The organism is Jeotgalicoccus nanhaiensis (assembly GCF_015235105.1).
Lineage (GTDB): Bacteria > Bacillota > Bacilli > Staphylococcales > Salinicoccaceae > Jeotgalicoccus > Jeotgalicoccus nanhaiensis.
The window spans coordinates 236116-258237 of record NZ_JADGLW010000001.1 but is presented as its reverse complement, the minus strand read 5'-3'; the positions used below and the strand labels follow the sequence as shown (position 1 = coordinate 258237).

Genomic DNA, 22122 nt, shown 5'->3' with positions numbered 1-22122 from the left:
CTCCCATCCCCTTTGTTTGAGTAGCACATTATAGAAGATGTGCTACTTTTTTTATTGGCTTTTTTAATACATATTAAAAAACACTGGGCTCGGACATAAATGTTTACAGCATAAATAAGCCGTACGTTAGCTTTTCTGGGGCATCGCGTGAGTCTGTAGTCTCACGCAGATGCTATTCCCCTAGAAGTCTAACGTACGGCTTTTAAAGTGAAATCATCTAATATTATAACCTTTTATATCTTTTGTTTCGGACCTGGTATTTTTCGTTATTAATGTTTTGCCTGCAGCGGAACTGCCGGCTGTTTAAGCTGATAGAAAGACTGATTGTTTAAATTGACTTCATCAATTAAGCGCTGAAGCCGCAGTTTTTTCAGTTCGTTTAATAATAAACCGGCACGCCACTCAAAGATAGTTTTTAATTCATCAAAACTGACGAGTTCATGGGCTCTGATATAGTCAATGATACTTGGAAGCTGTCTTTTCTCCACTTCGATACCGATCAGCTCGTTAATAATATAAGTGTATATATGATATGGATAAAAACCTTCAACTTTAACCCCTTCCGATTTTACATCACCTGAGAAGAAAACCATGGCGGGCAGGCTTTCGATATCCATCTCCCTGAACACTGACAAATCGTATTTCAGCATCGCATCGAGTGTCGGAGAGTTCAAATCTTCGTGGAATGAATTTAAATCGATGCCGGCAAGTCTTGCGCTGTCATCAATCATTTCTTTCGTGCAGATTGTATTCAGCGGATTAATCCTGTTAAAAATATATCTGATAAAAGCTCGAGCTTTGGACTGTCCCTGGATTTCCGCCGCTTTGTAGGCGAGTGCTATATTATCGACACTGGATGTAGACTGCGCCTGACATTTAGTCAGCACAGACAGCGACGGCGCCAATATTTTTTTAATAGTAATATGTCCGCGGTATTCAATCAGCAATTTATTTATTACGGGCTCCATAGCTATACAGTCATTTGAAAATGGATCAAAGAAATAAAAAATTTCGACTGTATGATCTGACTGCTCCAATAACAGCAAGTCTTCACTATTATTTTTGCTCACGTATTTCACCTCTATATTTTTGTTGACGGCTGTTAATCCTCACTGTTTACCATATGCTTTGCAGTAAGGGTATAACGTGCCATCAAATACTCACGCAATTCTTCATCTATACCGACGTCAAGAATCGCCCGGTTCATATTCTCAAGCCAGGCTTCGCTTGCAGCGGGTGTCACTTTAAAAGGGATATGCCTTGCCCGGAGCATCGGATGTCCGTACTTTTCGTTGTACAAATTCGGTCCGCCGAGAAATTGTGTTTGAAAGAGTTTCTGCTTATAGGCAGTTTCTGTTAAATCGTCGGGGAAAAGATGGTTAATACGGTCGTCATTTTTTACATATTCATAAAAAATATCTATCATTTTATAAAGCTTTTCCTCGCCGATTTCATTATATGCTAAAGGCATCAGTTTACCCCCTTCTTGTGTTTAAGTGCATTATAAAAACGTGCGCTTTTAACAATTTCGTCTCGTCGTACAATACCATAATTATTAAGAATTTGCGTAAATTCTGCCTGTCCGGTACTGACGTCAGGCGCTTCAAATTCAAGTTCAAAGTCAGTCGTCCCGAGGTAGGTGCTCCTGTCGAGCACGAGCAGACCGAGGTTTAAAGGTTTTTCGAACCGTTCGGTCACTAAGGTTCCCTGAATGGCCAGACTGTCCATCCGGATATTGCGTTGTTTAAGCTGTCCGCGTATGTTTTCCGGGATGCTGCTTTCATCGATGGCAGCACCTTCGGTGAGATCGATATCCGTAACACCGGAATACTCGTAAACGACATGGCGTTCATCCGGGATTTTTACCGTCATGAGCTGCTTGCCGCCTTCGACCCGTATTCTCAGCATTAATAGATTGTTAATCAGCTGCAGTTCATTATTATCTATGTAGTAGTTTGTTAAATGCAGCGGCTGTCCGCCGGAGAAATGATCGTTCCTGATTTTACCGTATTCACTTTCCGTCAGCAGGTTTTTAAACTCGATTTCTTTTTCGAACATCATCCTCACTCCTCACAGTTATTATCCTTAAATTTTTAAAACCTGTAAAGCAAACAGATTATATATATAAGAATTCACGGGTTATGGTAGAATAAATTACGTCAGAAGTAAAAAATAATGGCCTTTACAGTGGAGTCTGGAGGATGAATTTAATTGGAAGAGTGGAGTATATTTTTAGCACCGTACAGACAGGCGGTGGAAGAGCTTAAAATTAAGCTGAAAGGTATCCGCAAAGATTATCAGATTACGAGCCAGTCCTCACCGGTGGAGTTTGTAACATCAAGAGTGAAGCCGGTCCAGAGTATAATAGAAAAGGCGAGTACGAGAAATATCCCTTATGATAATCTGCGTGCGCAGATGTATGATATAGCGGGTATCCGGATTATGTGCCAGTTCGTTGATGATATTAATGTAATTACAGATCATATCAGATCACGGGGAGATATGAAGGTAATTGAAGAACGCGATTATATCGAGAATACAAAGGAAAGCGGCTACCGCTCGTATCATATTATTATCGAGTATCCGGTCGAGAGCGTGAACGGCAGAATTAATATTCTCGCTGAAATTCAAATCCGTACGCTCGCCATGAATTTTTGGGCGACAATTGAACATACTCTGAATTATAAATATTCGGGAGAATATCCGCCGGAAATTAAAGACCGTCTGCAGAATGCAGCTGAAGCGGCTTATCTGCTCGACAAAGAAATGTCGGAGATAAGAGAAGAAGTTCAGGAAGCGCAGAAATACTTTTCCAAAAAACGTAATATATAAATGAAATCAGGTGATGATATGAGATTTGCTATAGTTTCAAAAGGGGATACAAAATCGAACGCGCTAACTGACAAAATGATGAACTATATGCTTGAGATGGATATGGTGCTGGATGAAAAGTCGCCGGAAATTGTCGTTTCTGTTGGAGGCGACGGTACGCTGCTTCAGGCGTTTCACCGCTATCAGCATATCGTCGGTGAAGTATCATTTGTCGGAGTGCATACAGGACATCTCGGTTTTTACGCCGACTGGGGACAAGATGAAGTTGAACGCCTGATTATGGCATTGAAAAATGATGACTTTGAAATCGTTGAGTATCCGCTTGTCGAAGTGATGATTCATTATGATAAAGTCGGCATGGAAACGAAGTACCTCGCCTTAAATGAAGCGACGCTCCGTATGACCAACGGATCGACACTGGTTATGGATGTGGATATCAGAAACCGCCACTTTGAAAGATTCAGAGGGGATGGTTTGTGTATTTCAACGCCTTCGGGTTCCACAGCATATAATAAGGCGCTCGGCGGTGCTATTATACACCCGTCCATCGAAGCAGTGCAGATGACTGAAATTGCATCGATAAATAACCGTGTCTTCCGGACGGTCGGTTCGCCGCTTGTCTTGCCGAAGCATCATTTTGTCAACGTCAGACCGGTTAACAGTGAAGAATATCAGATGACGATTGATCATGTGAACCTGGTGCACAAAGGTGTAAAGTCTATTCAGTTTTCCGTAGCTGAAGAGAAGATCCGCTTTGCACGATTCAGGCCATTCCCGTTCTGGCAAAGAGTGCACGATTCGTTCATTTCATAAAAGTTTTTGTTGAGAGTGGGTATGGATATGTCAAGAGACAACAGAGAAATAGATTTTGAAGAAGTAAAACAGAGCCTTATTAAGTATTTAAATGAAGAGAACCTGGATGGTTTCAGAGAAATATTTATGGACCTGCACAATTATGAACAGGGTGAAATTTACCAGGCGCTCACCGATGAAGAGAAAAATACTCTGTACAAGTTTTTAAGCCCGGAAGAAGTATCAGACTTCTTCGATTTGCTTGAACTTGAAGCGGATGAATATGAAGAACTGCTGGATAAAATAGATGCACGTTATGCAGCCCATATTATCGGGGCGATGCAGTACGATAACGCAGTGGATATTTTAAATGAAATCTCACGCGAAAAAATGACAACTTATTTACCGCTGATGGATAAAGAAGATGCAGTGGAAATCCGCAGTCTTATGAACTACGAGGAAGATACTGCCGGCGGTATCATGACGACGGAAGTTGTCAGCATTAACAGTCTTATGACAGTGCGTGAAGCTATGCGCTATTTAAAAGAAGTGGCGCCGGAATCGGAAATGATTTACTACCTCTTCGTTACCGATCCGGATAATCATCTTGCAGGCATTATTTCGCTGAGAGAACTGATCGTTGCAGATGACGATGAATACATCGGAGATGTCATGACCGAGCGAGTCGTGTCGGTAAGGGTATCGGATGATCAGGAGGAAGTCGCCCAAATTGTCCGCGATTACGATTTTCTTGCAGTGCCTGTTGTCGATTTTCAGGATCATTTAGTCGGTATTATTACAGCCGACGATATTATGGATGTTATTCATGAAGAGGCCGGGGAAGACTATTCAAGACTTGCCGGTATGAGCGATAACGAAAGTACTTCCGATACGGCGGTGGAAACAGCAAAGAAACGTTTGCCATGGCTTATAGGATTGACTTTTATGGGAATGATTACGGCATGGATGCTGTCATTTTTTGAAGATACTCTGGCACGGGTTGTGCTTCTCAGCGCATTTATTCCGGTAATCAGCGGGATGGCAGGGAACACAGGAACCCAATCGCTTGCTGTGGCTATCCGCGGTATATCGACAGGCGAAATCAAAGAGTCCAGCAAGATAAAGCTTGCAGGACGTGAACTCGGTTCCGGATTTATTACGGGTCTCGTCTGCGGAATTGTTATATTTCTTATTATTATAGTGATGTACCGGGAGCCGGTGCTCGGTATTATTGTCAGCGGCAGCTTGCTTGCATCGATGTCAGTTGCAACTATTATCGGCACTGTTATACCTTTATTAATGAATAAAGCTGGCATCGACCCCGCTATTGCCAGCGGTCCGTTTATTACTACAGCAAATGATATCATCAGCCTGCTGATTTATTTTGCGCTCGCAAATGTATTTATGTCGAGCTTATTATGATATTTCTTGCAATGGGGCTTAATAAAATGTAGATTAGTAGTAGGTACTAATACTAGGGATGAATTAGGAGGATTTCTGAATGGATTTATCAGGTAAAACATATGTAATTATGGGTGTAGCTAATAAAAGAAGTATCGCCTGGGGTGCAGCACGTGCTCTGGATAAAATGGGTGCGAAACTCGTATTTACTATTCTAGGCGAACGTTTCCGCAAGGAACTGGACAAGCTGCTTGTTGAACTTGAAGGCGAGCACGATATTATCGTTGAATGCGACGTAACAAGTGACGAAGATGTATCTAAAGCATTTAAAGAAATCGGCGAAAAAACAAACGGCATCGACGGTGTTCTTCACGCAATCGCATTTGCAGATAAAAACGAACTGACAGGCGGTTTCAGCGAAACTTCACGTGACGGGTTCAAAATGGCACTCGATATCAGTGCTTACTCCTTAACGATTGTTTCAAAATATGCTAAAGAAATCATGAATGAGAACGGCAGCATCGTCACGATGACTTACCTTGGCGGCGAACGCGCAATGCCTAACTACAACGTTATGGGTGTAGCAAAAGCAGCGCTTGACGCAAGTGTACGCTACCTGGCATATGATCTTGGAGAACAGGGCATCCGCGTGAACGCAGTATCCGCAGGACCAATCCGTACGCTGAGTTCATCAGCTGTCGGCGAATTCAAATCAATTCTTAAAGAAATTGCAGATCGTGCGCCGTTAAAACGCAACGTTGACCAGCTTGAAGTAGGAAACACAGTTGCCTTCCTTTTGAGCGACCTGTCAAGCGGTATTACAGGAGAAGTTCTTCACGTGGACAGCGGTTATCATATTATGGCATAAAAAAACTCCCTTTCGGGAGTTTTTTTATTGTCCTAATTTAAAGGTTTCTGTAACATGCCAGATACCGTTTTCCAGCTGCACGCACAAACTGATTTTATCCAGAGTTTCTGAATGCTCGATTCCAATCATTTGCAAATGACTGAGTGTATCTTCAAATTTCTGAGCTGTTTCCTCCTGGGCGAGGGTGAAATGCGGTACAAACGGATGTGAAGCTTCACCGTAAAAGTCGCCTTTGTTAAACGCTTCGTGAATTGAACTTAATGTTTCATTGGGCTCAACTTTAAAATAAACAACTTGTTTCTTTGGAGCAAAACTTGAAACCTTTTTAATTTCAATTTCTGTAGGCTGATGTTGTGATGCTACGTTTTTGATAAATTCTGCAATCTGAGGTTTTTCATTCTCATCCGCTTCAAAAGCTTCTTTTACTGTAATATGCGGTGCGATATATGAATATCTAGCATCATAACGCTTACGATATTGGTTCACAGTATCCTGAAGTTTTTTAGATGGAAATAATGCTATTCCAAATTTCATTTTAAAATGCCTCCCTAAACGATTTGTTTCAAGTATATCATTTTACGAAAAAAAATGTATACGTTTTCTATCCGAAAAAATGGCTAAGAACATTTTTAAGTTCCGGTTTCCATGTTTTCCAAATATGTCCGCCTTCCAGTTCGCGGTATGTGTATTCAAGCGGTTCGTTTTCAAGTATCTCATTCAACTTGCGGTTAGGTGTCAGAAAATCTGCCTGCGCGCCCATAATAGTTGTAAAATCTTCTTCTTCGAGGCCGATTGTATGGTAAATATTTAAATTAATCAGACTCATGCTGTTTTTAAAGCGCTTAATAAACTGCTCGTCGACGAAAGGGCTGAAAGCAAGCGCCTGGCTGAAAGTGTTCGGATAGGTCAATGCAACCGACAGAGCGAAACTGCCGGCAAGACTTTCGCCCATAAGCAGGCGGCTGTTTGCCATTTTTAAAGTTTTAAACTGCTTGTCTATAAAACTGTTGAGTTCGCGGCCAACAAAAGTAACAAACTTTTCATGATGCTCTCCGTTCGGACTGAAGTAATGATTGCGCCATTCAACTGAAGGATAGGGAATACCGACAATGATTGTCCGTTCCAGCTCACCATCTGCTTCCATCTTTTCAATTAATCGTTCAATTTGCCCGTATTTAAAGAAATCCTGCGAATCGAAAGTTATAATAACGTTGTACTTATAAAGATCGGAATACGATTTAGGCAGGTAATATTGTATTTCGAATGTTTCACCGCAAACCTCCGAGCTGAGGGATGTGGTATGTACTTTTCCTGGTGTTTTATCCAAAGTAACGCCTCCTTATATTGTATATTACCAATTTGTCCTTAGGGATAACATGTATTTCCGAATCTGCCTGTTATATAGTATGAAATTATAAGCAGGAATGATACAATATGAACAAACTAAAAGACTTCAGAGGTGCCACTTTATGACTAATAAACTTTGGTTTCAAAGCGGTATAGCACTTATTATTACTTTCGTCATTATTCTGCTCGTCATGCAGGTTCAGATTATCTTTGATCCGTTTATTACGATAATAATGACAATATTTTTCCCGGTATTAATAGGCGGGCTGCTATACTACATAACCGAACCGATTCAGCGCTTTTTAGAAAAACGCAAGGCGCACAGACTCGTAAGTATTCTTGCAATTTTTATAATTATCTTAATAGTTATTGCGGTTATTACGCTGACAGTAGCACCGATGGTAACAGAACAGGTACAGAATTTAGTCTCCAGACTGCCTATACTGCAAAGTGAAGTGCAGAACATTGCAAATTATCTGCTGAGCCAGCGGGAACGTCTGCCATTTGATATCGATCTGCAGTCGGTAACTGAGGATGCACTCGATATGGGAACGAATATGCTAAGCGGCTTTGTTTCTAATGCAATTACGATAGTGACAAGCACAGTGAGTGTCCTTTTAACCCTGGTGCTCGGACCGTTCTTTTTCTTCTTTATGCTGAAAGATCACCATAAGTTCATTCCAGCGATGACTTCACCGTTCAGCGGAACTTTTAAACAGTTTTTAATCGAATTATTATACGATATCGACCGCACTCTGCGTTCATTTATTCAGGGACAGATGCTGGTATCATTCATACTGTGTATTATCTTATACATCGGCTATACAATTATCGGCCTGGATTATGCATTGCTGCTTGCAATCTTTGCTTTGTTTATGAATATAGTGCCTTTCGTCGGTCCGTGGGTAGCATTTATTCCTGCTGGACTGCTTGCACTGATTCAAGATCCGATTATGTTTATCTGGGTATCGGTTATTACACTGATTGCCCAGCAGATTGAAAGTAACCTCATTACTCCAAATGTAATGGGGCAGTCTCTTGCACTGCATCCCTTGACTGTAATTACTATCGTGCTTGCTGCAGGAAATATCGCCGGTTTTATCGGTATTCTGGTAGCTATACCAACCTATGCAGTAATTAAAACGATTATCCAGAATATCTGGAGGTACCGTACAAATCTGAAAGATACCATGCTGACAGACATATCAAAAACAAATTAAATTTTTAGTAAACACACCCGGATGGTCCTTTTGGCTGCCCGGGTTTCTTTCTGCCGGCAGAATAAATTGCCCTTTTTACTGTCTTCAGCCGATATAAAGGTCAGAAGGTAAAAGGGGGAGAAAGATGAATCCAATTGAGTATTTAATTAATCATGGTTTTAAGGTTACATCAGATCCGGCGAAGTACAAAAGCGGAATATGGGGATTGAGAAATTATACGGTGAACGGCTATAACTATGATAATTACTGCGGAGGCTACCACAGAGCATATGATCTTGTGAAATATGACAGAGCACCGGTTCCGGCAGTTTTTGACGGTATTGCTGCTCCTGGAACAGCAGGTTTTGGAAACTTTGGCGGTACTGTAGTGCTTGCGAATAAGAATCTTGGTATTCAGGTAATCTACGGTCATCTTGCACGGCCGCTTTCTATTAGCCCCGGCCAGCACGTAAAGCAGGGGGATATTATCGGCTATCAGAGCAATACAAATTATCAGAATGTCCAGATGGGCAGCCATCTCCATATTCAATTTCAAAAATACGGCTATATAAGCAGGGAACGGAATTTTGTTTGTACGGGTATTAATCCGCTTGCTCTAAATGTCGATAAACGCAGGTATAATGCAGCTTGGCTGTGGAGCGGGGATTTTACTGCAGATCAAATAATTAATATCCGGGATTTTCCATCTCTGGCCGGTTCGAGAATTGGTTTTACAGGTAAAAACTCGAAATTTAGTTTTAATAAGCTCTATGATAATGACGGATACTGGTGGCTTAGATGCAGGCAGCAGGGGAAAACAGTATTTATCGCGTGCGGGAAAAAGATTCCGGGGACGGTATTTAAAGAAACAAAGCTATATGGAAAACTCAGCAGGCTGAATACATCAAAAGGAAAAGAATAAAAAAATCCATGCGCACCTGATTAAGGCTGCGTATGGATTTCTTTGTCGTTGGTTATATCATAAAGGACTCTGTTAATCTGAACCTGGTTCACTGCTTCCATTAAGAAGTAAGCAATAATAGCGTAAACGATAATACCGCCGATTAAGAGGAGATTACTTTGAACTACACTTAAAAGCACAGCAGGAAGGAATACTGCAAGAGTAAAAAGAACCAGCATAATGATTCTGTTGGAATTGATGCTGCGCTGTGCGTTTTGCAATTCTGCATCATATTTCTGATTAACTTTCTCCATGTTTACGTAACGGTCATCATTATACACATTGGTAATATTTACCTTGCCATGCAGATCATCTTCGACGTAACGCAAATCCATATGACTGTTATTCCAGGTAAGCAAGTTAAAGAATGACATAAAATTTCCACCACCTATGTTAAAATTGTCAAATTTAATATATAATTAATCATATTATACTTTACAAGGGTGGTCAATAAGTCTGACGGCACACCTGTTAAAAATCCTGCAGTGTAAATACTCAGACTGCAGATGAAGCCGCAAACGCATTTCACATGCTGAATAATGAAATATGAGAGCAGCCAGAGCTTTAATCATATTGTACCACTCTTGGAATGGTCTGCTGCATTATTTTTATTAATATATTAATAAAAATTAAGATTGTTAAATCGGAGTATAATAGAGTATCCACTGAGCAGAGTGGATTAAAAAAAGATGTAAAAAGTAAGTTAATCATTTCTATTATAAATAATATGTTTATAATGTATGATAAATAAGATTTAATTAGGGGGAATTAAAAATGGCGAAAACACCAGAAGAAAAACAGTTTTCAAGACGCGACTTCTTAAAGACTACAGGTGTAGCAACAGGCGGAATCATTGGAGGTTCTTTACTCGGTGGGCTTGTCGGCTTCAATCTGGATGGATCCTCATCTGAAGAAACTTCAACAACTGAAGACACAGCTTCAGAAGGAACTGAAACAGATAACAAAACCGGAGGATTAACAGACAATTCCCGTGTATTCTTTGCAAACGATACTGATTTTAATACAGTATCTGCAGCGATGGAACGCATTTTCCCGGAAACAGAATCAGGACCGGGAGCGATTGAACTCGGCTGTGCGTTTTATCTTGATGGTCAGCTTACAGGCCAATACGGCTTTAACTCTAAAGAATATATGCAGGGACCGTTTGCCGAACCGCTGCCGACACAAGGTTATCAGTCTAATTTAAATCGCCGGGATTATTTCATGCTCGGCATTAAAAAATTGAACGAAGAAGCGAATGATCGCCACGATGCCAACTTTGCAGATTTAGAAGACGGACAGATGGATGATATTCTGACTGATTTTGAAGCTGGAGAAGTTGACTTAGGTGTGCCAGCGCACACTGCAACATCAAGCTACTTCTTTACAATGCTACGTTCAGCGACACTCGAAGGTGCATATGCAGACCCGGTTTACCGCGGCAACCGCGATATGGCCGGCTGGAAAATGAAAAAATTCCCAGGTCACCAGATGTCATACATTCAATACATTGAAGATGACGAGTTCCATGAATTAGAGCCTGAACCGGTATTTGGTATGACTCATTAATCTAGCTGTCTATCAAATACAGACTCCAGTGAAGTTTTTTGGAGTCTGTATTTGATTATTCAATTACCAGAAATCAGGCAATAAATTTTGAGTTTATTTTAGGGGGAAAATTATGGCAACAACATTAGATAAAGTAGATGTAGTAACAGTAGGAGTAGGCTGGACCGGCGGTATTATCGCAGCCGAAGCAACTAAAGCGGGCTTAACCGTTATGGGTCTTGAGCGCGGCAGAAAACGCGGTACCGAAGATTATCAACATGTGCATGATGAGTTGAAGTACGCAGTGCGTTACGAGTTAATGCAGGACACTTCTAAAGAAACATTAACCTTCAGAAATAATAAAGATGAAAAAGCGCTGCCGATGCGTCAGCAGGGGTCTTTCCTTCTAGGTGAAAACTTAGGTGGAGCCGGTACACACTGGAATGGCCAGACTTGGAGATTCCTGCCGTATGATTTCGAGATTAAATCGATGACGGAAGAACGTTACGGTAAAAAGAAACTGCAGGAGGATGACGGCTATCAGTTTGAAGACTGGGGTATTACTTACGATGAACTGGAGCCTTATTTCAATACGTTTGAAAAAACAGCCGGAATTTCCGGTGAAGAGAATCCGCTTGGCGGAAAGCGTTCAGAATCGTACCCGACACCGCCTATGTTAAAATCACGCATGCTCCGCATGTTTGAAGAAGCTGCGACGAATATGGAGCTTCATCCTCATATGATGCCATCCGCAAACCTGAGCCAGCAATATGAAAATCCTGACGGCGAACAAATCAATGCATGTCAGTACTGTGCATTTTGTGAACGTTTCGCCTGTGAGTACGACGCTAAAGCAACGCCTGAAGTTACTGTAATTAAAACGGCTCAGAAAAGTGATAACTTTACTCTGCGCACAGAGGCTAATGTGGTGGAAGTAATTACTGATGAAGATGATGATTCTAAAGTATCAGGTGTTAAATTTGTTGATACGATAACAGGTGAAGAATTCATTCAGCCTGCTGATGTCGTGGCGCTGACAAGCTACGTCTTTAATAACTACAAGCTGCTGGCTGTTTCAGATATCGGAGAACAGTACGATCCGAAAACAGGCAAAGGCACTTTAGGCCGCAATTACTGCTACCAGATTTTCGGCGGTGCAACAGGATTCTTTGATGATCAGTTTAACACCTTTATGGGAGCCGGAGCACTTGGGATGGCACTCGATGATTACAACGGTGATAACTTTGATCACGAAGATCTTGACTTCCTGCACGGCGGTAATATATCTATTACTCAAACCGGGGCAAGACCGATTCTGTCGAACCCTGTACCGAGCGGTACACCTTCATGGGGGGAAGAGTTTAAAGAAGAGTCAATTACGAACTACACCCGCGTACTTTCTGTATCGGGGCAGGGGGCAACAAGTCCGCACAGAGAAAACTACTTAAGTATGGATGAAGAATATACAGATGTTTATGGTGTGCCCCTTGTCTGTCTCACATATAATTTTACTGATCAGGACAGAGCGAGACAGAAATACCTTGCTGAACGTTCAGGTGAAATTTTAGAAGAAATGGGCGCAAGCCAGGTTGACCTGGCGGCGGAGCTGACTGATTATAATATCGTTCCTTACCAGTCAACACATAATACAGGCGGTACGACGATGGGCTCTGATCCTGAAACAAGTGTAGTCAATAATTACCTGCAGCACTGGGACCGCGATAACTTGTTCGTCGTCGGTGCAGGAAACTTCCAGCACAACAGCGGTTATAACCCGACGGCGACTGTCGGAGCGCTTGCATACCGCTGTGCAGATGGTATTATTAAATATGCTGAAGATGGCGGACGCCTAGAAGAAGAATAAGGTGATGTAAAATGGAGCCGAAGCAAAATGGAAGTCGGAATCCTGATAACAAACATGTAAATAATGAACCGGAAACGGTAGCTAAACGGAAGAAAGTAACTAAAGAAGATCCATATGCCCCGCTGACTGATCACCTGGAGGATTTAAGATCTGTCCTGATTAAGTCTGCGGTTGTAATAACAGTATGGTTCCTGATTATTTTCTCCACTGTCGGATGGTGGTTTCCGGTCGTTTCAAAAGGGGCGGAAATCGTTGTTCTCGGACCGTTTGAAGTTATCCGTTTCTATTTAAGAACATCAGGCGCGATCAGTATCGGGTTTTCCATCCCGTTTATATGCTGGTTCCTGTGGCAGTTTATGAGACCGGGACTTGTGGATAAAGAAACACAGTTCCTGAAAGGGTCGCTGCCGGTCATGCTGCTGCTTTTTATAACAGGTCTGGCATTTGGATATTTTGTTGTGCACCCGCTTAGCTACTTCTTCCTGATTGAAATGGGAGAGCAGAATTTTAATGTGCTGGTCACTGCAGATGAATACATGTCGTTTCTGTTAATAACGACGATTCCGTTTGGGCTGGTCTTTCAGCTCCCGGTCGTCGCATTATTCCTGCATCATATCGAACTGCTGACTGTTGAAGTGATGACGACGATGCGGAAGTACGCATATTTTATTTTACTTGTCATCACAGCGCTTATTGCACCGCCGGATGTGTTTACGCACATGGTTACACTTATTCCGATGATTCTTTTATACGAACTGAGTATTATTCTGATTAAACGGAGAGAACGGAAGGAAAGAGCTAAAGCGGAAAAAGAACAAAAAGCGCAAGAGAAAGCAGAAAAAAAAGAACGGAAATAAAATAATTTTTAAAACGAGCGGACACGGCAAAATTGCCATGTCCGCTCATTTTTAATGAAAAGCAACATATCTCTATCTTTAGAAGGGTATTTTCATGTATAATTACTTAAGTTGAAAGGTGGTAACTGAGATGAAATCAACGATGCTTCTATCTCTTTTGAAGATAAAAACCACGTACGGAAATTTCCCGGAAACTGTCAGGGATATTACAGCGGATTCCCGGGAAACGCACGAGGAAGCTGTGTTCGCAGCAATAAAAGGACAACAGACCGACGGCCTTAACTTTGTAGAAGACGTCATTAAACGCGGATGCCGCTTTATTATAGCTGACCGCTATGTAGACTTGCCTTCTGATGTCGGTCTTATGGTAGTAAAAGATCCATCGAAAACTGCGGCTCTTTTTGCCGAATATATTTATGATTTTCCTCATGAATCCCAGACCATGATCGGCGTGACTGGAACGAACGGAAAAACGACAGTTTCAACGATGATTCACAATCTGAGTATGGCACTCGGCAAAAAAAGTGCGTATCTCGGAACGAATGGTTTTATGATTAACGATGTGCATATGGTATCAGCCAATACTACGCCGGAAACGACACGCTTGCACAAACGTATTAAAGAAGCGCATGAAAATGATACTGAAGTATTTACAATGGAAGTATCATCTCACGGGCTGAAACTCGGGCGGACTTTCGGTATCGACTTTGATATTGCCATTTTTACCAACTTAACGCAGGATCATCTTGATTTTCATAACAGTATGGAGGAATACGGGCATATTAAAGGTCTGCTGTTTTCCCAGCTTGGCCAGGATGTTAAAAAACATAAATACGTCGTGTTGAATAATGATGATGAATGGTCTCTTGTGTACAAAGATATGACACCGTTTGAAACAATATCTTACGGTATGGACAGCACGGCTGATTTTTATCCATCTGATATAAAAGGCAGTCTTGAAGGTTTTAATTTTACCTTGAATACGCCGGAGGGCAGTTTTGAAGTAAACTCTCCTTTTGTCGGGGAATACAATATTCAGAACTTAATGTGTGCAGTTATCAGCGAATGGCTGCAGGGCTACGATATTGAACATATTTTATCTGCAGTCCCTGAGATGAAAGCTGTAGACGGCAGATTGGAAGTTCTCGATCCGACCTTGCCGATTAACATTATAATAGACTTTGCCCACACGCCTGATGCCCTAAGAAAAGTAATTAACACTGTAAAACCCTTCGTTAAAGGCAGATTAATCTGCTTAATTGGCATGACGGGAGAGCGTGATTCTTCAAAAGGAGCTGAAATGGGCGAAATAGCGACGCAGGCTGATTATGCAGTCTTTACGCCTGACAATCCTGCGAACGACGATCCGAACATGCTTGTAAAACTGCTTGAAGAAGGTGCAGCCCACGATAATTATGTATCGTATACAGACCGGGAAGAAGGAATTATTCACGCAGTGAACAAGGCTGAACCGGGGGATACAATTATCCTCGCGTGTAAAGGGCGCGAACCGTATCAAATTATGGAAAACTATGTAAAAGTACCGCACAGAGATGATTTAATTGCGCTGGATGCCGCTTACAGAAAATACCGGAGTGAAGAATATGTTGACAGCGACAGTAAAATTTAACGGGACGGCCTGTGAAACTTATATCGGAGAGTATAAAGAAACATATATTATCAGCATACCGGAACTCAGCTTCAGTATGCAGGTGAGCTCGGACCTCACAGAAGAAGAGATGGCTGAAGAACTGATTATACATCTTTTCACAGTGCTCGATGAAGATGAAAGTGAAGAGGCCAGTGAAGCAATATTATCAGTAATAAGAACTGAGCTAGGAGAAAATAATGGATATAAAAGATGAAATACAGAAACGCAAGACGTTTGCGATTATTTCCCATCCGGATGCCGGAAAAACAACTCTGACAGAAAAACTGCTGTTATTCGGCGGTGCAATCCGCGAAGCGGGAACTGTTAAAGGTAAGAAAACCGGCAAATTTGCAACGAGTGACTGGATGAAAGTAGAGCAGGAACGCGGAATCAGTGTAACAAGTTCAGTAATGCAATTTGATTTTGACGGCTACAAGATAAACATTCTGGATACGCCCGGACACGAAGATTTCTCAGAAGACACTTACCGCACTTTAATGGCGGTGGATTCCGCGGTCATGGTAATCGATGCTGCCAAGGGAATCGAGCCTCAGACGCTGAAACTGTTCAAAGTTTGTAAAATGCGCGGTATTCCGATTTTTACCTTTATTAATAAATTGGACCGGGTCGGTAAAGAACCGTTTGAACTGCTTGAAGAAATTGAATCGACGCTTGAGATTGAAACCTACCCGATGACATGGCCAATCGGCATGGGGCAGAGCTTTTTCGGAATAATTAACCGCCGAGAGCGCACGATTAATCCGTTCAGAGAAGAAGAAACATTAACGCTCGACGATGATTACCAGCTGACTGAACCGCATAAAATAACAGAAGATGCTGCCTATAGAGATGCGATAGATGAATTTATGCTCGTGGAAGAAGCGGGAGACGAGTTCGATAAAGAAAAAATTTCGAAGGGTGACCTGACACCGGTATTCTTCGGTTCAGCTTTATCAACTTTTGGTATTGAAGAATTTCTCGACACATACGTTGACTTTGCTCCAGAGCCGACCGGACGCGAGACGACAGACGGTACAGAAGTCAGCCCGACAGATGAAGAATTTTCCGGGTTTATCTTCAAAATCCAGGCCAATATGGATCCTAAGCACCGCGACCGTCTGGCATTTATGAGAATCGTTTCGGGGAAATTTACCCGGGGTATGGATGCGGTACTTGCCCGCACTAAAAAGAAATCGAAGATTACACGGGCGACGATGTTTATGGCTGACGACAAAGAAACTATTAACGAAGCGTATGCCGGCGATATTATCGGCTTATACGATACAGGAAATTATCAGATCGGCGATACTCTTTACAGTGGAAAACAGCGTGATTTCATCGATCTGCCGCAGTTTACACCAGAAATGTTTATGAAAGTTTCTGCTAAAAATGTAATGAAACAGAAGCATTTCTACAAAGGTATCGAACAGCTCGTGCAGGAAGGTGCAATTCAGTATTACAAATCGATGCATACGAACCAGCCAATTTTAGGCGCGGTCGGCCAGCTTCAGTTTGAAGTGTTCGAACACCGTATGAAAAATGAATACAATACGGATATCGTTATGGAACCCGTCGGCAGAAAAATCGCGCGCTGGGTAGAAAATGAAGAAGATATTAAAGATTCAATGAACTCGCCGCGGGCGAATTTAGTATACGACCGTTTTGATCAGCAGGTTTTCCTGTTTGAGAATGAATTTGCGATGCGCTGGTTCTCGGATAAATATCCGGAAATCAAATTATACAGTCTGCTGTAAAGTAAATTTCACTTTACTTTTTACATTGACTATCATATATTTAATAAGAATTAAAAAACATATATAATGAACCTGTATTTTAAGGGGAGTAACGAATAGGAAACTATCGGTGCATCGTCATTACGGAGAAATCCCGGTGCACCGAGCAATATATATTATTGTATCGTGAGACCTTAACAGACAGTGCTGTGCAAAAATATGCGCGGACTGGCTGTTTTGGTCTCTTTTTGTGTTTAATATGAAAAGGAGGAAATAAAGATGGATACAGCTGTATTATTGGAATATGCATGGGTCCTCATTGTGTTAATTGGGCTGGAAGGTTTACTTGCGGCGGACAACGCTGTTGTACTGGCAGTCATGGTGCGTCATTTAGATCCTGTACGAAGAAAGAAAGCATTATTTTACGGACTGCTCGGTGCATTTGTCTTCCGGGTTATTGCGATATTATTACTCGTCTGGCTCGTGCAGTGGTGGTGGGTTCAGGCATTAGGTGCCTTGTATTTATTCTACGTATCAATATCACACTTAATCGCTATCAAAAAGCATAAGGACAAAACTGCTGATGATTTAATCGAGGAACAGAAGGACAAAAAACAATCCGGATTCTGGATGACTGTTTTTAAAGTGGAGCTCGCGGACATAGCCTTTGCGGTAGACTCTATTTTAGCTGCTGCAGCAATTGCACTTGCCTTGCCTGCAGTCGGCGGAGACTTTTTTGGAGTTAACGCAGGACAGTATACTGTAATGCTTGTCGGCGGACTTGTCGGGGTTATCATTATGAGATTCTTTGCAAATTACTTTGTTGAGCTGCTGGCAAAACGCCCGTCACTGGAAGTAGCGGCGTTTGTTATCGTCGGCTGGGTCGGGGTTAAACTGACAGTGCTGACATTGGCTCATGAAGCAATTGGTATTATTCCGGCAGAATTCCCGCACTCAACGACTTGGAAAATTATCTTCTGGGCCGTGATGATTATCATCGTACTTCTCGGCTGGTTTGGCGGCAGTAAAAAAGACAGCGGCAAAACAGCAGCGAAATCCTGACGGTTATAATTGGCAAGAAATTTCAAAAGGCCTTATAATTACTTGTAAAGTAATAACAGGGAGTGATTATTATGAGCGATGAAAGAAAACGTCCGATTGACAGAGAAAAATACAGACGGACAGCACGAAACTTCACGGATAAGAATCAGTCAGCAGAAGACGCTGAAAATCAATTTGAATTTACTAGATCACGTGAAGAAGAAAGAGAATTCGGTACGGATCATAATACCGGCAGCGAGATAAATTCTCCACCTGAAGAAGAGGAAAGCACTTCAAACTTCCGGAGTACAGAAGAGCCACCTCGAAATTCTGGCGGAGGCGGTTTTAAATCATTTTTACTGCCGCTTCTTGCAGGAATTATCGGTGCGCTTCTCGTCCTCGGGGCCTACCTTTTATTTACCGGTACAGATGATAACGGAGAAACAGAAGAATCAGCCGGTGAAGAAACCGCTTCTGAAGTAGATTCGAATCAGGACTTATCGGAAGTGAAGCAGCAGCTTGAAGAAGAAAACACTGATAAGGTAATTACAGATACGACAGCTGCAGTACAAAAAGCGAAGCCGGCAGTTGTGTCGGTTATTAACATGCAGCGTATCCAGTCAATTATACCGGGTATTAATTCTACTTCTGAAGAAGCTGAAGAAGCAGGCAGCGGTTCAGGTGTAATTTATAAAACTGAAGGCGACACTGCGTACGTTATAACGAACCATCATGTGGTCGACGGTGCTGAAGAAATTAAAATAAATCTGGAAAGCGGCGATTCGGTAGATGCAGAACTCGTCGGTTCGGATATATGGACAGATCTCGCAGTGCTCAGTATTCCATCTGACGTTGTGGAGACTACGATTGAATTCGGCGACAGCAGCGATTTACTGGTTGGTGAACCGGCCATCGCAATCGGCTCGCCGCTCGGTGAAATATTCTCAGGTTCAGTGTCGCAGGGTATTATTTCAGGCCTCGACCGCTCCGTTCCCGTTGACTTGGACGGAGACGGCTCAAACGACTGGGAAGCGAGCGTTATTCAGACAGATGCAGCAATCAACCCGGGCAACTCCGGCGGAGCTCTAATCGATGCTAATGGACGTTTAATCGGTATTAACTCGATGAAGGTCGGCATTGCTTCAGTCGAAGGAATTGGTTTTGCAATTCCGGTAGATGAAGTGGAACAAGTTGCTTCCCAGCTGGAGGAAAACGGAGAAGTTACAAGACCATTCCTTGGTATTACACTGCAGGATCTTTTAAATGTGGCCTCATCTTCTGTTTACGATCAGCTGCAGCTTCCTGAAGATGTTAAAGGCGGCGTAATCATCAGCGGCGTGCAGGAAAATTCTCCTGCTGCAGAGGCGGGGCTTCAGGAACTTGATGTGATTACTCACCTGGATGGAGAGCCGATTAACAATATGGTTGAATTGCGACAGCATCTCTATTATGCAAAATCATCAGGTGAAGAAATGACAATTGACTTTTACCGCGACGGCGAACAGCAGTCGGCAACGGTAGTACTGGAATAGTAAAATAAATTTTAACGGAATCCTGATACAGGGATTCCGTTTTTTTAATCAGAAATGGTTATTTTATTGTATAATGTGTCTATATTATTTTATTATGTGATTTACGGATTGGGGATAGTCTTTTTGAAAAAATTACGCCGGCGGTTTACGAACTTAAGTCCGCAAAGAGCCATACTGCTGTATTATTTTTTGGCCTTGGCAGCAGCAACTTTACTGCTCAGTCTTCCGGTTTTTTATCGGACTGACGGAATTTCATTTATCGATACTTTGTTCGTTGCAGCATCTTCGATATCCGTTACCGGTTTAAGTACAGTTACAATAGTGGAAACATTTAATATACCAGGATATATACTGCTGATGTTTTTAATGAATCTCGGAGGCATCGGGATTATGGCGGTCGGAACATTGCTGTGGATTTTGCTCGGGCGGCGTATCGGTGTTAAAGAACGCAGGCAGATTATTACAGACAATGCACAATATAAAATGTCCGGTGCAGTAAAACTCGTGCTTGATATTATAACGCTGCTTATCGCGGTTGAAGTTGCCGGCGCCCTTATTTATATATCATATTTCTATATGCAGTCGGGCGATTTGGCTTACGCATTTTTACACGGGACCTTTTTATCGGTCTCAGCAACAACAAATGGCGGACTTGATTTGTACAGTAATTCTTTAACACATCTGGAAGGAAATTTATTCATTGAAATACCAGTAATGTGCCAGATTATACTTGGGGCAATCGGCTATCCGGTTTTAATAGAGTTGAAGCATTTCTTCAGTAAACATTCTCCGGGCTTTCGTTTTTCATTATTTACGAAAGTGACAGCATCTACCTACGGGGTACTGCTTCTTGCCGGGACAATTTTAATTTATCTGCTTGAAGCTGCAAAATATTTTGAAGATAAAAATATTCTGTCGTCTGTAATGACAAGCATGTTTTTATCAGCAAGTACAAGAAGCGGGGGAATAACAACTGTTGCTGTGGAACAGCTTACTGAGACTACGCAGCTGATTATGAGCGTGCTCATGTTTATAGGAGCATCGCCATCCAGTGCGGGCGGAGGAATACGGACGACAACCTTTGCTATATTGATACTCTTCCTCATATCGTTTTCAAGAGGACGGCAGCATATCAATATATTTCAGAGAAGGATAGCGAAGAAAGATATTGAACGGGCTTTTGCTGTTTTTACACTTGCAGTTGCTCTTGTTTTCGCAGGAATTCTTACCGTCTTAATTGCGGATGGCCATCAATTTACGCTGACCCAGATTATCTTTGAAGTAACTTCTGCCTTCGGTACAACTGGAACATCTACAGGGATAACCGAGCAGTTATCAGGATTAAGTAAAGCAGTAATAATGATTTTTATGTTTATCGGCAGAATTGGATTTGTATCGTTTCTCTTGTCAATCGCCGGCAGACAGCGGGAACTGACTTATAAATACTCTGAAGAACGCCTGATGGTGGGCTAGAATCAGCAGGGAGTGAAAGAAATGGTATCTGAATTTTTTAACGTCAAGCTGTATATTACACAGCATATGAACGGGTGTCTGGGTAAAAAAGAAGGCGTGACCTTCGGTAAAATTTCCAGTGCGGTCAACAGTATGAGCATGAAAGAATATGAACGGCCGATATTTTGCGACCTCGGGGGTGCCATTGGCAATGCTGTAAATACACGAGGGCCTCAAAATCCGTATATTATGAGTATGAATCATCTGCATTATAAATTTGCGACACTCAATGTGAGTGATCTGAAAAATATTGGGGCTACAGGCAAGGCGATGAGGACATCGTATTTCCCATGGATCAGCACAAATATCGTTCAAAAATTTACAGCTGAGCCATTTTACGGCCAGCCGTACAGAATATTTAATATGAACAGAATGAAGCTCGCAGTCATCGGCGGATACGGCGGTCCGTCAGAAGATAAAACTGAACAGATTTCATCGGTGAATTTAGAAGCATCCTTTAAAAAATGGCTGCGTTATCTGCACAGTCAGGAGGAGCCGGATTATGTTATCGTTTTTGTATCGGATTTCACCGACGATTCGGTCTGTATAGAAAATTTGAAAAATAGTCTGGAAGGCGTCGGCATCGTAATTACCGGTTCATCCTATGAAGGAAATTATGATAAACAGACACCCGTTTTCAATACAACACGCGTGCACGGCGAAAAGGTGCCGCTGTATCACCATGTCCATAATGGACGAATAATGGAGCTTGACATCAGATTTAAAACAAGAGTTAACACTTTTGAATATCTGGGACATAGTATGGCAATCAGAGACAAAGAATTTTCCAAAGTTGCGGAAGATATTGAATATTTGGACCTTGTTTACAGGTATTTATAATTTTCTGGATAAAAGAGGAGCATATCAGACAGTTGTCTGTGGCTCCTTTTTTGTTGGGGGGGGTGGCGTGATGAGGTGTCATGTATACGCAACGAAACTTGCGTCGGCATGAGCGGGTGTCATGTATACGCACCGAAACTTGCA

General features: G+C 42.0%; 22 protein-coding genes. 16 read left to right on the top strand and 6 right to left on the bottom strand.

Features of this window, described 5'->3' with window-relative positions:
- Nucleotides 1–269: 269 nt before the first annotated feature.
- The 3 genes from IR135_RS01220 to IR135_RS01210 are packed head-to-tail and all read right to left on the bottom strand — an operon-like array spanning nucleotide 270 to nucleotide 2058.
- Entirely contained in the window at nucleotides 270–1085 is an 816-nt protein-coding gene (locus IR135_RS01220; RefSeq protein WP_167753342.1) for a DsbA family protein, read from the bottom strand.
- Between the two features lie 17 nt (nucleotides 1086–1102).
- Entirely contained in the window at nucleotides 1103–1471 is a 369-nt protein-coding gene (locus tag IR135_RS01215) for a globin (protein WP_135095962.1), read from the bottom strand.
- Complete coding sequence (locus tag IR135_RS01210; protein ID WP_167753329.1) at nucleotides 1471–2058, bottom strand: CYTH domain-containing protein; 588 nt, start codon at nucleotides 2056–2058, stop codon at nucleotides 1471–1473. Before IR135_RS01210 ends, IR135_RS01215 begins: the two co-directional genes overlap by 1 nt.
- A 153-nt stretch (nucleotides 2059–2211) precedes the next feature.
- Between IR135_RS01210 and IR135_RS01205 the strand changes: the two genes are divergently transcribed.
- The 4 genes from IR135_RS01205 (at nucleotide 2212) to fabI (ending at nucleotide 5893) form a co-directional block, all read left to right on the top strand.
- Nucleotides 2212–2832: a GTP pyrophosphokinase gene (locus IR135_RS01205; protein WP_115883877.1), complete on the top strand. Its 621-nt coding sequence runs from the start codon at nucleotides 2212–2214 to the stop codon at nucleotides 2830–2832.
- A gap of 18 nt (nucleotides 2833–2850) precedes the next feature.
- Nucleotides 2851–3645 (top strand): NAD kinase, encoded by a 795-nt coding sequence (locus IR135_RS01200; protein WP_135095958.1) that lies wholly within the window; start codon nucleotides 2851–2853, stop codon nucleotides 3643–3645.
- A gap of 21 nt (nucleotides 3646–3666) precedes the next feature.
- Entirely contained in the window at nucleotides 3667–5046 is a 1380-nt protein-coding gene (gene mgtE / locus IR135_RS01195; RefSeq protein ID WP_135095956.1) for a magnesium transporter, read from the top strand.
- Between the two features lie 79 nt (nucleotides 5047–5125).
- Entirely contained in the window at nucleotides 5126–5893 is a 768-nt protein-coding gene (gene fabI / locus IR135_RS01190) for an enoyl-ACP reductase FabI (protein WP_135095954.1), read from the top strand.
- A 24-nt stretch (nucleotides 5894–5917) separates the two neighbouring features.
- On the opposite strand, the gene IR135_RS01185 is transcribed toward fabI, so the two are convergent.
- Both IR135_RS01185 and IR135_RS01180 read right to left on the bottom strand, forming a co-directional pair.
- The gene (locus IR135_RS01185) at nucleotides 5918–6427 is read right to left on the bottom strand and encodes a 2'-5' RNA ligase family protein (protein WP_135095952.1); all 510 of its coding nucleotides are present in this window, start codon (nucleotides 6425–6427) and stop codon (nucleotides 5918–5920) included.
- 67 nt (nucleotides 6428–6494) lie between these two features.
- Nucleotides 6495–7220, bottom strand: a complete 726-nt coding sequence (locus tag IR135_RS01180; RefSeq protein WP_135095951.1) for an alpha/beta hydrolase — start codon at nucleotides 7218–7220, stop codon at nucleotides 6495–6497.
- 142 nt (nucleotides 7221–7362) lie between these two features.
- Between IR135_RS01180 and IR135_RS01175 the strand changes: the two genes are divergently transcribed.
- A complete protein-coding gene (locus tag IR135_RS01175) occupies nucleotides 7363–8460 on the top strand; it encodes an AI-2E family transporter (protein ID WP_135095949.1) in 1098 nt (365 codons plus the stop codon).
- A gap of 124 nt (nucleotides 8461–8584) precedes the next feature.
- Complete coding sequence (locus IR135_RS01170; protein ID WP_135095947.1) at nucleotides 8585–9361, top strand: M23 family metallopeptidase; 777 nt, start codon at nucleotides 8585–8587, stop codon at nucleotides 9359–9361.
- Nucleotides 9362–9381: 20 nt separating this feature from the next.
- Here IR135_RS01170 and IR135_RS01165 read toward each other — a convergent pair whose 3' ends face one another.
- Complete coding sequence (locus IR135_RS01165; protein WP_135095945.1) at nucleotides 9382–9774, bottom strand: hypothetical protein; 393 nt, start codon at nucleotides 9772–9774, stop codon at nucleotides 9382–9384.
- A gap of 400 nt (nucleotides 9775–10174) precedes the next feature.
- On the opposite strand from IR135_RS01165, the gene IR135_RS01160 reads away from it, so the two are divergent.
- The 10 genes from IR135_RS01160 (at nucleotide 10175) to IR135_RS01115 (ending at nucleotide 21978) form a co-directional block, all read left to right on the top strand.
- The gene (locus tag IR135_RS01160; protein WP_135095943.1) at nucleotides 10175–10969 is read left to right on the top strand and encodes a gluconate 2-dehydrogenase subunit 3 family protein; all 795 of its coding nucleotides are present in this window, start codon (nucleotides 10175–10177) and stop codon (nucleotides 10967–10969) included.
- Between the two features lie 112 nt (nucleotides 10970–11081).
- Entirely contained in the window at nucleotides 11082–12812 is a 1731-nt protein-coding gene (locus tag IR135_RS01155; protein ID WP_135095941.1) for a GMC family oxidoreductase, read from the top strand.
- A gap of 11 nt (nucleotides 12813–12823) precedes the next feature.
- The gene (tatC, locus tag IR135_RS01150; protein WP_135095939.1) at nucleotides 12824–13669 is read left to right on the top strand and encodes a twin-arginine translocase subunit TatC; all 846 of its coding nucleotides are present in this window, start codon (nucleotides 12824–12826) and stop codon (nucleotides 13667–13669) included.
- Nucleotides 13670–13799: 130 nt separating this feature from the next.
- A complete protein-coding gene (locus tag IR135_RS01145; protein WP_135095937.1) occupies nucleotides 13800–15299 on the top strand; it encodes a UDP-N-acetylmuramoyl-L-alanyl-D-glutamate--2,6-diaminopimelate ligase in 1500 nt (499 codons plus the stop codon).
- On the top strand, nucleotides 15274–15534 hold the full coding sequence (locus IR135_RS01140; protein WP_167753328.1) for a YueH family protein: 261 nt from the start codon (nucleotides 15274–15276) through the stop codon (nucleotides 15532–15534). Before IR135_RS01145 ends, IR135_RS01140 begins: the two co-directional genes overlap by 26 nt.
- Nucleotides 15518–17074 carry a peptide chain release factor 3 gene (locus IR135_RS01135; protein WP_135095933.1) on the top strand — a complete coding sequence of 519 codons (1557 nt, stop codon included), beginning with the start codon at nucleotides 15518–15520 and terminating at the stop codon, nucleotides 17072–17074. Before IR135_RS01140 ends, IR135_RS01135 begins: the two co-directional genes overlap by 17 nt.
- A gap of 258 nt (nucleotides 17075–17332) precedes the next feature.
- Nucleotides 17333–18115, top strand: coding sequence for a TerC family protein (locus IR135_RS01130; RefSeq protein WP_135095931.1), 783 nt, complete (start codon nucleotides 17333–17335; stop codon nucleotides 18113–18115).
- A 71-nt stretch (nucleotides 18116–18186) separates the two neighbouring features.
- Nucleotides 18187–19626, top strand: a complete 1440-nt coding sequence (locus IR135_RS01125) for a S1C family serine protease (RefSeq protein WP_135095929.1) — start codon at nucleotides 18187–18189, stop codon at nucleotides 19624–19626.
- A gap of 123 nt (nucleotides 19627–19749) precedes the next feature.
- A complete protein-coding gene (locus IR135_RS01120; protein WP_228063369.1) occupies nucleotides 19750–21099 on the top strand; it encodes a TrkH family potassium uptake protein in 1350 nt (449 codons plus the stop codon).
- Nucleotides 21100–21120: 21 nt separating this feature from the next.
- Nucleotides 21121–21978 carry a hypothetical protein gene (locus IR135_RS01115; RefSeq protein ID WP_135095926.1) on the top strand — a complete coding sequence of 286 codons (858 nt, stop codon included), beginning with the start codon at nucleotides 21121–21123 and terminating at the stop codon, nucleotides 21976–21978.
- Nucleotides 21979–22122 lie beyond the last annotated feature (144 nt).

Coding starts and splice junctions, on each gene's coding strand:
- IR135_RS01215 (WP_135095962.1), bottom strand. CDS start 1,471: ATGCCTTTAGCATATAATGAAATCGGCGAGGAAAAGCTTTATAAAATG.
- IR135_RS01210 (WP_167753329.1), bottom strand. CDS start 2,058: ATGTTCGAAAAAGAAATCGAGTTTAAAAACCTGCTGACGGAAAGTGAA.
- IR135_RS01200 (WP_135095958.1), top strand. CDS start 2,851: ATGAGATTTGCTATAGTTTCAAAAGGGGATACAAAATCGAACGCGCTA.
- mgtE (WP_135095956.1), top strand. CDS start 3,667: ATGGATATGTCAAGAGACAACAGAGAAATAGATTTTGAAGAAGTAAAA.
- fabI (WP_135095954.1), top strand. CDS start 5,126: ATGGATTTATCAGGTAAAACATATGTAATTATGGGTGTAGCTAATAAA.
- IR135_RS01185 (WP_135095952.1), bottom strand. CDS start 6,427: ATGAAATTTGGAATAGCATTATTTCCATCTAAAAAACTTCAGGATACT.
- IR135_RS01175 (WP_135095949.1), top strand. CDS start 7,363: ATGACTAATAAACTTTGGTTTCAAAGCGGTATAGCACTTATTATTACT.
- IR135_RS01170 (WP_135095947.1), top strand. CDS start 8,585: ATGAATCCAATTGAGTATTTAATTAATCATGGTTTTAAGGTTACATCA.
- IR135_RS01165 (WP_135095945.1), bottom strand. CDS start 9,774: ATGTCATTCTTTAACTTGCTTACCTGGAATAACAGTCATATGGATTTG.
- IR135_RS01160 (WP_135095943.1), top strand. CDS start 10,175: ATGGCGAAAACACCAGAAGAAAAACAGTTTTCAAGACGCGACTTCTTA.
- IR135_RS01155 (WP_135095941.1), top strand. CDS start 11,082: ATGGCAACAACATTAGATAAAGTAGATGTAGTAACAGTAGGAGTAGGC.
- tatC (WP_135095939.1), top strand. CDS start 12,824: ATGGAGCCGAAGCAAAATGGAAGTCGGAATCCTGATAACAAACATGTA.
- IR135_RS01145 (WP_135095937.1), top strand. CDS start 13,800: ATGAAATCAACGATGCTTCTATCTCTTTTGAAGATAAAAACCACGTAC.
- IR135_RS01140 (WP_167753328.1), top strand. CDS start 15,274: ATGTTGACAGCGACAGTAAAATTTAACGGGACGGCCTGTGAAACTTAT.
- IR135_RS01135 (WP_135095933.1), top strand. CDS start 15,518: ATGGATATAAAAGATGAAATACAGAAACGCAAGACGTTTGCGATTATT.
- IR135_RS01130 (WP_135095931.1), top strand. CDS start 17,333: ATGGATACAGCTGTATTATTGGAATATGCATGGGTCCTCATTGTGTTA.
- IR135_RS01125 (WP_135095929.1), top strand. CDS start 18,187: ATGAGCGATGAAAGAAAACGTCCGATTGACAGAGAAAAATACAGACGG.
- IR135_RS01115 (WP_135095926.1), top strand. CDS start 21,121: ATGGTATCTGAATTTTTTAACGTCAAGCTGTATATTACACAGCATATG.